The sequence below is a fragment of the Maribacter dokdonensis DSW-8 genome (assembly GCF_001447995.1).
Lineage (GTDB): Bacteria > Bacteroidota > Bacteroidia > Flavobacteriales > Flavobacteriaceae > Maribacter > Maribacter dokdonensis.
Genome location: NZ_LDPE01000001.1, coordinates 37,276 through 51,358, shown reverse-complemented (window position 1 = coordinate 51,358; position 14,083 = coordinate 37,276). Strand labels below are relative to the sequence as shown.

Genomic DNA, 14,083 nt, shown 5'->3' with positions numbered 1-14,083 from the left:
TCCCATAGGCTATTCTGTTTTATTTATAATTATTGTTTTTCCGTTTATTACGTAATTGAAATTTGTATGCGTTTTGATTACTTTCAGAATAGATTCGATATCTTCAGAATCGAATGCTCCGGTAAAATGACGCTCGTCTAATGTTTTATTTTCATTAATAATTGAAACATTGAATCTTCGTTCCAATTTTCTAATGATTTGAGACATGTTCTCTTCTTCAAAAGACATAACCCCCTCTACCCAAGAAACATAAGGTGTCACATCAACATCTTGAATGGTTAATGAATTTTTATCTCTTTTAGAATTTGTGATTTTTTGAGATGGTTTAAGCATCATTAAATTATCCTCCTGAAGCCTGAGTTGACCACCTACACCAACCGAGCCTTCAACCAGAACAACTTCAATTTCTTCATCATCCTCATAAGAAGAGATATTAAAAACTGTACCATAAACCCGGGTATAAGTTTCTTCTGTTTTAACTATAAAAGGCTTAAGAGGGTTTTTGGCAATTTCAAAATAACCTTCGCCTTGTAGTGCTACCTGTCTGGTACTTTCATTAGAAAAACTACTAGGGTATGATAATTGAGACCCAGAATTTAATTTAATAGTAGAACCATCTTCTAGACTTACCGATATGGTCTTACCATATGGAACTTTTAATAAATTATTTTTTAAGCTTTTTTTGGATGGTTTTAAATGCTGCTGATATAAAATGCCATCTTTTAAACTAATGTTAGCAATTTCATTATCAATTTGAATAAGAGTATCTCTATTCTGATAAATATTTATAACTCTCCCATTATACAATTGAAGTGAGATTTCATTATCATCTATATTAGAATTTAAAACATCTGAAGATGAACTATTAATAAGGAAGTAAGTGGTAGATGCAACCAAAACAAGAATTGCAGCGGCATATTTAAAGAACTGTCTACTTCTATATAAAGGAATGCCCTTAGATGCTTTTTTGCTTTTAATTTCGTTTAAAAACTCATCAAAAGCTATTTCTGAATTCCAGTTTCCTGTATCGTATTTTAATTGGTAGTCCTCTTTTACTAAATTCTTGAATATATCTTGATTACCTTCTTTTTTTACCCATTCAAATAACAAGGAGATTTCTTCCGATGTTGCTTCATCTTTAAGATACCTAGTAATTATCGTATTAATATCGAGTTTGGTCATGTAAAAAATTTAAGTCCCTTTTTAAAAGAGACGCAACATTTTTTAAATACCCCTACTCAAAATATTTTTTTTTAACAATAACTTTATTTGTATCGCTAGTTTGAAGACAAAACGGTGAGAATAATGCTGTGATTATATCAATTAAAGAAATATGGTAAGTTGTGTTCGTAGCCGTTTAAGAGCTTTAGACATATGTATCTCTACGGTTTTTACCGAAATATGTAGTTGCTCGGATATCTCTTTATACTTTAACCCATGTTTTTTTCCGAGAATAAATACTTTTTTACATTGCTCTGGTAGATTTTCAATTTCGTTTTGAACTAATTTAAGACGATTTTCATATTGAACATTATCTAGCTCTATTACCTCAGAATAAGCTTCCTGTTTAAGCTTTTCCAATAATCTATACTTTTTAAGCTCATTTCTTTTGGAATCTATAAATAGGTTATATGCCATTCTAAAAAAATATGGCTTCAGTCTGTCATTTTTTATATCAATCTTTTTTCTTCTATCCCAAAAATTTACAAAAGCTTGTTGAGCAATTTCTTCTGCTAATTCAGAATTACCGCATATGGCTAATAAATAATTACATAACTCCTTATAATACTTTCCAAAAAAGTATTCGTAAGCACTTTCCGAACCTCTCTTCAGTTCGTTTAAAAGCAAATATTCATTAATGTAGTTGTTATTGTCCATGTAACTGATTTTTATAAACCAAATCCAAAAAATTTAGATCGATTCATATTACACAATAAACAAACTAGCCTAGGTTAGTTGATTAAGGCGGTCATAGACATATATCAAATAAGTAATTCGATCTTGCCAATAGAATACCACCCCAAGCTATAGAGTAAACTATACTCTACAGTAGTGACTAATAAATAATTCAAAAATGTAAAAAGAAACTTCAGTGAAGTTAAATAAAAAATTTAAAATATTGTTATAAACGCTGAGTAACTACATCATCACAACTAAATCTATAATTTTTTATGCAATAAAATAGACACAACACAAATACATGTGCTATTCATTATCAAATCATTGATTACATTAAATGAATATTATTGTTTTTAGATATTTAAGTGAAATAACAGAATAGAAAATAATTGTCAAAATGTACTTAAATCTAATATTCTGAGATTAACTAGCTATTATTTTAATTCCAGAATTTATACAATTAACCAAGCAAAATTTTGATACCAAATAATATAGTGCCTTTATATTTTTAAGGTTATATTTGAGTAAATTATATGTGTAATCAGCGTATACGATACCGAATACGATTTTGACAAAAAAAGTCTTGAAATAGTAGTAAAATAAGGGTTTTTGGACAATTCATAACCCGGAGGTCGGGGGATCGTGCCCCCCTCTCGCTACAATAGGTAAAATGTACCAAGACAACGGTTTAGCAAATGCTAAACCGTTTTTTATTGGACAAATTCTAAGCTATATGCAAAGCATAACAAGCTATCAAACTTCTAAATTATTGCTTTCGCAAAGTTGAAGTTATTATGAAGTTATCCTTTAAATTCAGTTATATAGCATTGAGAAACTAGCATAAAGCTATTTACTCAACAAATAAATTAAATTACCTATTGCCACCACTCCCGTTAAACAACCCAAAATAAAGTCCATCTTAGATGCTATAAAATCTAATTTATGTTCAATTCTTTTTGCTACTATTGCATACAAGGTATACAGGGTAAAAGAGCCAATGGTTGAACCAATTGAAAAATAAAAAGCATTTAGGTAACTGTATTCAAAATATTCAAATCCTATTAATAGCGATATAAACGTAAAATAAAAAGGAATTGCCATCATGTTCAATAAGGACATGAATATTCCGTAGAAATAAGATTTTGATTTCGGTATTTCTTTATCTTTTGCTTTTTCTTTTGACGTATAATAGATTCTAAAAAAATTTATGGATAGAAGAAAAAGAATTCCTGTTCCAATTTGCTGAATTAAGGTTATATATTCAGAATTTTTCATTAAAACATTAGCTAAATAAGCACCTATATTTGCGTGGAAGAACAAAACGGTTGCGTAACCTGCAATGATATAAAATGTAGCTTTTGTACCATTTCTTAAACTATATTTTACCACCGTCAAGTTTAAAAAACTAGGAGTAATGCTACCCAATGAAGCAATGCAAAAACCCATTAGTACACAAATAAGAACATTCATAATTATATATTGTTCAACAAATAACTGCAATAACTTGTATAAACATTAATACGTTTCCGCTTATTTGTAACTCTTAATGCTGAAGACCCAACTAATTTTTAAAGTTTATGAATTACCTCAACTAATTTTTATTCAAGTCCGAACATAATTATGAATAGGTGATGAACGCCGCAACTACCCAATGAACATTAATAATACTTAAAATACAAGCTTATTTGGCTTGCACAAAGAACTACCCACAGTCATTAACTCTCCCCATTGAGTGGTATATCTAGGACTTCGATGTTCTTTTATTAGTGCCCATTCCTTAGTTCGGTTTCCAACTGTAGCAACTTTAATTTTATTTTTCCCAAACTTGCTATTAAGGTTATCTATAACCCTAGTAATACATTCACTTTCACTCTTATGTGGGTTGGCAAACAAGTTGGTCTGTACTTCATTTTGGTGTACTAATTGGGTCAAATTAACACCTACTTTCTTATACCGGTAACCATTTTTATAAATTTGACGCAAACCTTTTAATGCTTCCTTTGTCAGTTTAAGCGTACTATCAGTAGGTGTGTCAAGATTCATATAGATTTTATTTCTATACTGTTTATCTATAGAACTATGTTGATTGGTCTGTAGGGAAACTTCAATCTGAGAAGCTAAACTTTTTTGTTGTCTGAGCAAGTCTGCCACTTCGGCTACATAATAGCTACAGGCTTCTTCTATGAGCGAATAGTCGGTCAATTTATAACCAAAGGATTTTGCTGTGCCAATGCCTTTTTTAGCGGAGGCCTCTGTTTCCAATTCCAAACAGGGTATATTGTTCAATTCTCTCCATAAACGCTCTCCTATAACCGTCATTTCCTTTCTTACCCAAGCCACGGGCATATTGGCAAAATCTAGAGCAGTATGAATACCATTGTTTTGGAGACGAATAGTATGTTTTTTACCAATTCCCCAAATGTCTTTGACTTGAAGATTGCGTAAAAGATGCTGCCTCTTTTTTTCACTATCCACTACAAAGACATTATTGTTCAGTTGTATTTTCTTGGCATATTTATTCGCCAATTTAGATAGTGACTTTGTCTTGGCAATACCTACCCCCACAGGTATTCCAGTATTTTTATGTACTGTATTTTTAATGTTGTGTGCTATTACATTATAATCATCGATTTTTAGACAGCCCAAGTCTACAAAACTTTCATCAATGCTGTATTCTTCTACTCTTGGGGAAAATGTCATTAAGGTATCCATCACCCTTCTAGACATATCACTATACAATGTGTAATTCGATGAAAAATAAGTTACATTATTCTCATCCAATAATTTTCTGATTTTGAAAATAGGTTGAAACATTGGAATATCTGTCAATGCCTTTGCCTCTTTATTAGCCGCAATAATGCATCCGTCGTTGTTGCTCAGCACCACTACTGGTTTATTTGTCAAATCTGGTCTAAAGACTTGTTCGCAAGATGCATAAAAGCTGTTACAGTCTACCAATCCGATCATAAAGTAGATTTAATTATATATGTTATTGTACCCCATATATTTAATTCAGATAATGAAGTTTCATCAATTTTTATAATTTTAAAACTATCTTCTACAGTAGCTAATGCAAATTGATTTCTTTTTGGGATAATGGATTTATCTACAATTAAAACATCATTTGTATTTATCCCTACCTCATTATGTTCATCATCCACTACCCTTATAAAAAAAGTAGCCGATGAATTGGTTACCAAAACTTCGTTCAGGTCTATTCTAGGCTCTGCATAATGTGTTGCCGGACTAGAGAAACCTGTTTGTGTTGGTCTTTTAACACGATGGCTATTTTCAGATTTTTTGATTAAAATATTTTCCAAGTTATTCATACCCTAATTGTTACGTCATTTATTTTTTAACTCCCTAACCCAATCATCATACGGTAAGTTCCAGAATCCCAATACCGGCATGATCTTAAATGTTACTTGCGATGGATACCGGTAGTATAAATAAATATCATTGGTATCCGTTTCATATTCCACGTAGAAACCCTGCATAGAAATAGGTTTTTGCGCCATTAGTCCAGAATCCCTTAATGCACACTCATAGCGCTCTTTTCCAATTTCTTTAAGAAGAGCTTTTATACACTTAATATTATAATTTCTAAATACGGTTATGGACATTGTCCAAATTTCAGGATATATTCCAAATAATGTGTCGTAACTTTGAAAAAATTATCAACAAAAATGTTGAAACAAAAAAACCACCTCGAGGCGAGGTGGTCAACCAAATCCAAATTCTAAACTCTTTACACAAATAAAGAGCATCAAAAACTTAATATGCGTGTAAAATTAAAAATTGTAAATAATGGATATGAAGAAATTATTAACGCAATAAAACTTATATAGCTTACAATCCCTTTTAGGTTAAACAAAATGTAGTTAGAGTTATCATGCACTTTAGCTATTTCCTAAATTAAATTTTGGTAAATGAAAATTACCGGACAAACACCAATTAACCCTAATAAAAAATTATGAGATCAATTTGGAACGGTTCAATAAGCTTCGGTCTAGTATCTATCCCCATAAAACTATTTTCAGGCTCTGAAGATAGAAAGTTGGATCTAGATATGTTAGATAGTCATGACGGTGCAAGAATACGCTACAAACGTGTAAATGAAGAAACTGGGAAAGAAGTGGAATGGAAAGATATCGTAAAAGGCTATAAAAAAGATGACGAGTACATTGTTCTAGAAAAGCAAGATTTTGAAAATGCGAACATTAAAAAGAGCAAGACCATTGATATAGAGCAATTTATCATGGAAGATGAAGTGTCAGATGTTCTTTTTAAAAAACCCTATTTCATTAAACCTCAAAAAGGTGGTGAAAAGTCATATTCATTATTACGAGATGCATTAAAGAAAACCGAAAAATTGGGTGTAGCTACTTTTGTAATGCGCCAAAAAGAACATTTATCGTTAATAGGTGTTTATAAAGATGCTTTGGTATTGCATGTAATACGATTTCAAGATGAGATTCGAAGCACTGAAGAATTAGAACTTCCAAAGACTAAAATTGCAAAAAAAGAAATGGATATGGCAATGTCTTTAATTGAGCAGTATACCGAAAAGTTCAATTTTAAAAAGTTCAAGGATATTTATAACGAGCAACTTTTAAAAATTATAAACTCCAAAGCTTCCGGTAAAATTTCAAAACCCGAAAAATTCGAATCTAAACCTACTCCCGCAAAAGACCTAATGGCACAACTGAAAGCGAGTTTGGAAAAACGAGAAAAAAAAGCATCTTAAACCGTGAGCTTAAAACAATATTATGATAAGCGGAATTTTGAGAAAACCCCCGAGCCTAAAGGGGAATTACAGCCTGTTTCCAACAACCAAAGATTTGTAATTCAGCGCCATGCAGCAAGTAGATTACATTATGACCTTAGGTTAGAAATCAACGGAACACTTAAAAGTTGGGCAATACCTAAAGGACCTTCAATGAATCCAAAAGATAAACGCTTGGCTGTGCGTACTGAAGATCATCCACTAGAATACCTGACTTTTCACGGCACAATACCAAAGGGAAATTACGGTGCAGGTCATATGATCATTTGGGATACGGGAACTTTTGAGGTGGATTCCAAGGAAACGGATAAAGAACTATCCGAACAACTGGCAATAGGCAATATCAAATTGAATTTTTACGGAAGTAAAATTAGAGGACGTTTTGCATTAGTTCGTACCACTTCAAAAAACGATACCGAACAATGGTTACTGCTTAAAAAGAAAGATGAATATGCCATTACCACTTTTTATGATGCTGAAACATTGGTTCCAATTTCTACAACACGAAAAAAGAAATTTGTCACACAACTTAAACCGGGATCCATATTACAGCCCATGCTGGCATCTTCCACTAAAGATATATTCAATGACCCAAACTATATTTTTGAACTTAAATGGGATGGCTATAGAGTTATAGCACACATTACAAAAGGTAAGGTACTCTTACAATCAAGGAATGGCATCAACTATAACACTAAATTTTCCAAACTTCATGATGAATTAGCCACTATTGAACACGATGTTATTTTAGATGGTGAAGTAGTTCTGGTGGATAGCAATGGCGTATCGCAATTTGGTGAACTTCAAAACTATCCTGACAGTAAGGGAGAATTACGGTTTTATGTTTTTGACATGCTTTACTTGAACGGTCATAGCATGCTGGACCTAAAATTGATAGAGCGAAAAAGTCTTATCAATGATGTTATAGGTGATTTGACTATAACACAATACTGTGACCATATTGAAGGTATGGGTACCGCACTTTTTGAAAAAGCTATTGAAGCGGGTATGGAAGGTGTAATGGCCAAAGAGCAAAATTCCAATTACGCTGTTGGATCTAGAACAGAAAAATGGTTAAAAGTCAAGGGCGTTCAAAGTACAGATGCTATCATCTGTGGTTTTACCGAATCCGCTAATAGTCCAGAATTGATCGGCTCTTTAATTCTTGGTCAATATCAACAGGACAAATTAAAATATATCGGCAATTGTGGTACAGGCTTTACCGATAAAAGCCGTAAAGAATTACAATTACTTCTTTCTAAATATGAGGTGAACGAAAATGTGTTTGAAAATAAAATACCATTAAAAGGTAGAATACCACACTGGACAAAACCTCTATTGGAATGTGAGATTATATTCTCTGAACTCACAAAGAACGGATTGTTAAGAAATCCTGTTTTAAAACGTATTAAAAGTGAAATTCCTAAAATACCAATTGAACCAAAAAATACCGAGGTCAGCATTAAAAAATCAACTTCCTCAAAAGAGGTTATTACTATTGACGGATTAAAAGTGCCCATTAGTAATCTAGATAAAATATATTGGCCAGAATCAAAACTTACCAAGTTCAACCTGATCGATTATTATTTAAATATATCTGATTACCTACTACCCCATTTGATCGATCGTCCCCAAAATTTACATCGTCATCCAAATGGTATACATCAAGAAAGTTTTTATCAGAAGGATAATGATTACTTGCCCGATTGGTTTGAAACGGTATCAGTATACTCTAAATCTTCCGAACGCGAAATAAATTACCTAATGTGTCAAAATACCGCATCATTAATTTATATGGCCAATTTAGGGTGCATTGAAATTAATCCGTGGAGTTCTAGAAAATTGAGCTTGGACAAGCCCGATTATGGCATTATTGATTTAGATCCACCAAAGAATATGGCATTTAAAAAAGTGGTTGAAGTAGCAAAAGAGTTTCATAAGATATTAAGTGATCTAAAAATTGAAAGTTTTTGCAAGCTATCTGGATCTAAAGGCATTCATATTTACCTACCCATGTCTACCAAATACAGTTATGAAGAAGTCCGAAATTTTATTAAACTTTTATGTCTATTGGTGGAAGAAAGACTACCAGAATTGACCACTTTAGAACGTAGCATAAACAAACGAAAAGGTAGGATATATTTAGACTATTTACAGAACCGTAGAGGTCACACCATTGCATCGGTCCACTCGGTAAGACCAATTGCGGAAGCACCAATTTCTGCCCCATTACATTGGCAAGAATTAAATAATAAATTAACCCCTAGACATTTTAAAATGAAAGATTATATAACAAGAATTAAAGAGCAAGGCGACTTGTTCAAAAAAATTTCAGAGATTAATTTTGACATGAATACCGCACTTATGCAAATAGATAAATAATTTAATGTAACTTCAATAAACTTCCGTGTATATTTCAATACTTTGAAGCTTTTGTTAAACTACCATCACCCCAATATAATGATCGAAAATTTCAATCAAACGATTAAAGATGTACAGTCTATTAAAATACTACCTACTATTCTAGATGTCATAGTACAATCTACAGGATTAGGTTTTGCAGTGGTTGCCAAGGTCACTTCAAAAAAATGGGTTACTTGTGCAGTTAAAGACAATTTAGAGTTTGGTCTAGTACCCGGTGATGAACTTGATATTAAAACAACATTTTGCCGAGATGTTAGACGTACTAATACGTTGGTGGTCATAGACCATGTTAATGAAGATGAAAAATTCTGCAATAATCCAATACCGATTCAGTATGGATTTCAAAGTTATATTTCAGTACCTATCGTTTTGCAGAATGGAACGTTTTTCGGTACACTTTGTGCTTTAGACCCCGCACCGAACAAGCTTAACAATTCTAAGGTTATTGGTATGTTCACCGCTTACGCTGAACTTATATCATTTCATTTAGATGCTATAGAAAAATTACGTCTAAAGGATTTAGAAATTCAAAAGAAAGATTTTCTATTGGAATCTTTTGATTTTGTATCTAGCCATGATCTTCAAGAGCCGTTGAGGAAAATACAGATGTTTTCCAGTGTAATACTCGAAAAAAACTGTGAGACGTTAAATTCGGAGACTATAAAATATTTGAACAGTATAAAGAACGAATCCCAGCGCATGCGTAATATTCTGAATGACCTATTGGTGTTTTCAGAATTCAAGAAATCTTCGCAGGAATTTGTACCTGTTGATTTAAATGTAATTGTTGAAAATGTTCAAAAAAGATTATCAAAAGATTTTTCTGAGTGTAATGGGGAAATCGTAATCGGTGATTTACCTAAAGTACCCATAATGCCGGATCAAATTGAACAGCTTTTTTACAATTTGATCATCAATGCAATCACCTTTAAATCTAACGATTGTAATTTAGAATTATCCATTACCTGTAAAATTGAACATGGTAGTGATTTAGCGTATGAAAAATTAGATATTGGCACCAAGTACTGCAAATTAGTATTTACCGATAATGGTATAGGTTTCGATCCTAGATATAATGAGAAAATATTTGGTATGTTCAATCGTCTAGATACAGAAAAGCAAAGTCATTCTACAGGAATTGGATTAACCATTGCCAGAAGAATTACTGAAAACCATAAGGGATTCATCATAGCCAATGGCGAATTAAATAAGGGAGCTACATTTACCGTTTATTTACCCATGACACAATAGATAAATTTTATTAGCTATTAAATATTGATCTATTTGTATTAATTTTGTAATATAATTCAACCTCCCTTTCATTTATTTAAAATTCCACTATCCATGGTAAAAGCCAATGGTTTAGAAGCGGAATAGAAAATGTAATAAGACTTTCGTCCTATTCAAAAGTTTGTAGTACACTACTAAATGCATTTAAAAGAAGAATTAAACAAACAACAATTAAAGGCCGTTGAATTTACGGGCAAACATTTGCTAGTACTTGCTGGTGCAGGTACAGGCAAAACACGAACTATTATAGCCAGGGCAGCATATTTGATCGAGAATGGAGCTAATCCATCAAAAATTCAGATATTGACTTTTACAAAAAAAGCTGCCAATGAAATTGTGGAGCGTGTTAAAGCTAGTTTACCACAGTCTAACGGGCGGTCATTGAGCGGTGCCACTTTTCACAGTTGGTGCAACCAATTGATTATCAAATACCCTAATTTATTTGGTGCCGCCAATTTTACGGTTATAGACCCAGACGACCAGTTAGGGTTAATGAAAATGGTCTCTGGCAGCCAAAGTGATGTTTATAGCAAGCTGCGTATTAAACCCCAGCAATTACTGGATGTCTATTCTTATGCTAGAAACACAAAAAAGAATCTAACAGAATCTATACGAACATTAATATATAAAGGCAAAGAAGATAAGGATACAGATTACGAAATAACGGCCATGAAGCCTAATGTGGAAATTTTACTTAGGGCTTATCAAAAGAAAAAAATGGATCAACGTTATTTAGATTATGATGATCTGTTGCTCGTTGTATCCACACAGCTAAAATCCAATCCCGAAGCTAGAAAGCTTTTATCCCAAGACCTTGACTATCTACTTGTTGATGAAATGCAAGATACCAACCCATTGCAATGGGAGTTACTTTCGCCCTTTATCGATATCTGCAGTTTGTTTTGTGTAGGTGATGATGCGCAATCTATCTATTCATTTAGAGGTGCAGATTTTAGAAATGTACATCAGTTTAAAGAACGGGTAAAAGATTCTGAAGTATATAAGCTTGAAAAAAATTACCGCTCAACGCAAGAGATACTTGATATCTCAAATTGGTTGTTAGAAAAATCGCCCATTGATTATAAAAAGAAGTTACAATCGGTTAGAGGAAACGGCGAAATACCCATACTGCTCAATGTTAATGATGAATGGCAAGAGGCAAATTGGGTAGCAGATGAAATATTAAAAAATTATACCGATGAAGATCGTCGTTTTTCCGATCATCTTATTTTATCGCGTTCCCAGTATTATACCAAAACCTTACAAGCGGTTTTTATAAGAAGAAAAATACCCTATGTAACGTACGGAGGTCGTAAATTTTTACAAGCTGCACATATTAAAGATTTGGTTTCACTATTAAGAATAGTCAATAACCCCTACGATGAAATTGCATGGGTAAGATTCCTGACTTTCTGGGAAGGAATTGGAGAAGTAAGGGCTTCAAGAATAATGGCGGTCATATTGGCTGATGAAGGTAAAACTGATATCCCTACCCTATTACAAGGTGCTATTCCCGGTAAAGACGGAATCAAAATTGCCGACCTCTATAATGCAGTACAAAAAGAGAAAGGCAAGGTTGGCAAGATGGTAGATATCGCTTATGAAGCTATGTCGTTGGGCTTGGCATTTAGATATCGTAAAGATTGGATAGAAAAGCGCAAAGGTGATTTCCCTGTGCTTAAACTTTTGGCAGATAGCTATGCCAGCTTAGGTGAATTTATCGGTGAAGGCCTGTTGGATAATGCAGAAAAAATGAACGGCTCACCGGTGCTAAGTGAATCTCAATTGGACACCGCAGAGGAAAAAGACCATGTAATCATCTCTACAATTCATTCTGCCAAAGGGTTAGAGGCAGATGTGTGTATAGTGTTGCACGTATCGCCCAAGGCATTTCCTTCCTCATGGTCGTTAGATGATGTCGATGCCATTGAAGAAGACCGTAGAGTATTGTATGTTGCTTTGACAAGAGCTAAAAACAGGTTGATTATCACCAGAAATACCGCCTCAATTTCAGCAATTCATGGTAAAGCCATTGCCGCTAACATGGGGCAACAGGCCAATGCTGCCGAAACTTATTTCTTAACGGCCGTACCAGATACCTTGGTAAAGCAAGAAACTATTGGTCATGATTTTACACCCGTTAAAGATGCCGCGGAACCTAATAATATTGACCTTTCTTCAGGAATGGATTTTAGCTAGTGATCAGAATGCAGGACAGAAAATTTGCTATTGTAACCATGACCACTTTTGGTTATAAGCCTAACCCGTTAAGAATAGTTCAACTATCTATAAGCAAACTTAAAGGTGAATATTACCAGACAATTTTCTCCACTAACATTAACCCCGAAGAGCGAATACCTAATTACATTCAAGAAAGAACTGGGTTGACCGATAGTATTCTTTTAAAAGCACCTACTTTTTCAGATGTTGCCAATACGATCTTACAAGAACTTGAAAATCACATTTTGGTTGGTCATAATGCATCGTTTCTTCATTATGCGTTACAATCAGAATTCAAATATTTAGGGTACTCCTTTAAAATTCCGCAACTATGTACCATTCGGTTGGCTAAGAAATTAATGCCGAATATGACCAATTATGAATTGCCTTATTTAAGTAATGTATTAAATATTCCATTTACACCTTCCAATGATTTGGAAGAATATAGCAATGCGGTAGATATCTTATTGCAAAGATTGATACAACTTGATGATGAGGATGTAATTTCCAAGTTTTTAGCACCTAAAGTAGAAAAAGAGCATTTTGCTCCAAAGAATATTCAATATCAAAAATTAAACACGCTGCCAAATGTAACGGGCGTTTATAGATTTCAAAATCAAAGTGGGGAAACCCTATATGTTGGTAAAGCAAAAGATATAAAGAAAAGAGTCTTGAGTCATTTCTATAATTCAAGCGAGAAAGAAATTGCATTATGCGATGCTACTTTTCATATAGATTTTGAAACAACCGGAAGTGAGCTCATTGCCTTATTACGAGAAGCAGATTTAATTGATAAAATAGACCCACCGTATAATTACATACAAAAGAAAAATTATATCACTTATCACATCATACCTCAGAAAAATAAAAAAGGCATACTACAACTGAAAATTGAACGAAGACCTTTTGCGCACTCGCCCACCGAAATATTTTTAAGAAGAGGCGATGCCATTAAACGCTTGATCCAACTGACAGAAAAATTTAAGTTATGCCCGCTACAAACCGGGTTGAAAACAAAATTAGGTAGATGTACGCACGGTGAATATAATGAATGTGATGGTGTCTGTACCGGTGAAGAAGAAATTGGCAGCTACAATCATAAAGTGGAAAATGCCCTGGACTATCTAAATAATGAAAATGATAATTATATAATTTTTGAAAAAGGACGCACCAAAGCAGAGCGTAGTTTTATCTTAATTCTACATGGTGTTTACCAAGGTTACGGATTTATTGATAATTCACAATCATTTTCTAGCATAGAGGATTTTAAAGATATGCTTGATTCTAAAAAGCATTCTTACCATACTGCCAAAATTATCTCTAGCTATAGGCAACGTAATCCATGGAAAATTAAGCCTTTGTTCACAGTTCATGAATAAATAGTTAATCATATTAACATATAATATGTTAAAGTTGGTAATAGTATTTTTTGCATCAAAATCATAAGCGAATACAGCAAACTAA

Annotated in this window: 11 protein-coding genes; 5 read left to right on the top strand and 6 right to left on the bottom strand. The window is 33.2% G+C overall.

All coding sequences use genetic code 11. The annotated features are described in order from the left end of the window. Nucleotides 1-9 precede the first annotated feature (9 nt). The 6 genes from I600_RS00220 to I600_RS00195 form a co-directional block, all read right to left on the bottom strand. Nucleotides 10-1,182, bottom strand: coding sequence for a FecR family protein (locus I600_RS00220; protein WP_058102514.1), 1,173 nt, complete (start codon nucleotides 1,180-1,182; stop codon nucleotides 10-12). 141 nt (nucleotides 1,183-1,323) lie between these two features. Next, nucleotides 1,324-1,878, bottom strand: coding sequence for an RNA polymerase sigma factor (locus tag I600_RS00215; protein ID WP_058102513.1), 555 nt, complete (start codon nucleotides 1,876-1,878; stop codon nucleotides 1,324-1,326). Between the two features lie 867 nt (nucleotides 1,879-2,745). Continuing rightward, a complete protein-coding gene (locus I600_RS00210; protein ID WP_058102512.1) occupies nucleotides 2,746-3,369 on the bottom strand; it encodes a LysE family translocator in 624 nt (207 codons plus the stop codon). A 198-nt stretch (nucleotides 3,370-3,567) separates the two neighbouring features. After that, nucleotides 3,568-4,866, bottom strand: coding sequence for a Y-family DNA polymerase (locus I600_RS00205; protein WP_058102511.1), 1,299 nt, complete (start codon nucleotides 4,864-4,866; stop codon nucleotides 3,568-3,570). Beyond that, complete coding sequence (locus I600_RS00200; RefSeq protein WP_058102510.1) at nucleotides 4,863-5,228, bottom strand: S24 family peptidase; 366 nt, start codon at nucleotides 5,226-5,228, stop codon at nucleotides 4,863-4,865. The genes I600_RS00205 and I600_RS00200 overlap by 4 nt, the downstream gene beginning before the upstream one ends. 15 nt (nucleotides 5,229-5,243) lie before the next feature. Next, on the bottom strand, nucleotides 5,244-5,522 hold the full coding sequence (locus tag I600_RS00195; RefSeq protein WP_058102509.1) for a hypothetical protein: 279 nt from the start codon (nucleotides 5,520-5,522) through the stop codon (nucleotides 5,244-5,246). 350 nt (nucleotides 5,523-5,872) lie between these two features. On the opposite strand from I600_RS00195, the gene ku reads away from it, so the two are divergent. The 5 genes from ku to I600_RS00170 all read left to right on the top strand — a co-directional run bounded on the left by ku (nucleotide 5,873) and on the right by I600_RS00170 (nucleotide 13,998). Continuing rightward, nucleotides 5,873-6,646: a non-homologous end joining protein Ku gene (ku, locus tag I600_RS00190; protein ID WP_058102508.1), complete on the top strand. Its 774-nt coding sequence runs from the start codon at nucleotides 5,873-5,875 to the stop codon at nucleotides 6,644-6,646. Nucleotides 6,647-6,649: 3 nt separating this feature from the next. Continuing rightward, nucleotides 6,650-9,067 carry a DNA ligase D gene (ligD, locus tag I600_RS00185; protein ID WP_058102507.1) on the top strand — a complete coding sequence of 806 codons (2,418 nt, stop codon included), beginning with the start codon at nucleotides 6,650-6,652 and terminating at the stop codon, nucleotides 9,065-9,067. Nucleotides 9,068-9,145: 78 nt separating this feature from the next. Next, on the top strand, nucleotides 9,146-10,360 hold the full coding sequence (locus I600_RS00180) for a GAF domain-containing sensor histidine kinase (protein WP_058102506.1): 1,215 nt from the start codon (nucleotides 9,146-9,148) through the stop codon (nucleotides 10,358-10,360). A gap of 177 nt (nucleotides 10,361-10,537) precedes the next feature. Beyond that, nucleotides 10,538-12,598, top strand: a complete 2,061-nt coding sequence (locus I600_RS00175) for an ATP-dependent helicase (RefSeq protein WP_058102505.1) — start codon at nucleotides 10,538-10,540, stop codon at nucleotides 12,596-12,598. An 8-nt stretch (nucleotides 12,599-12,606) separates the two neighbouring features. After that, on the top strand, nucleotides 12,607-13,998 hold the full coding sequence (locus I600_RS00170) for an exonuclease domain-containing protein (RefSeq protein WP_058102504.1): 1,392 nt from the start codon (nucleotides 12,607-12,609) through the stop codon (nucleotides 13,996-13,998). Nucleotides 13,999-14,083: the final 85 nt, after the last annotated feature.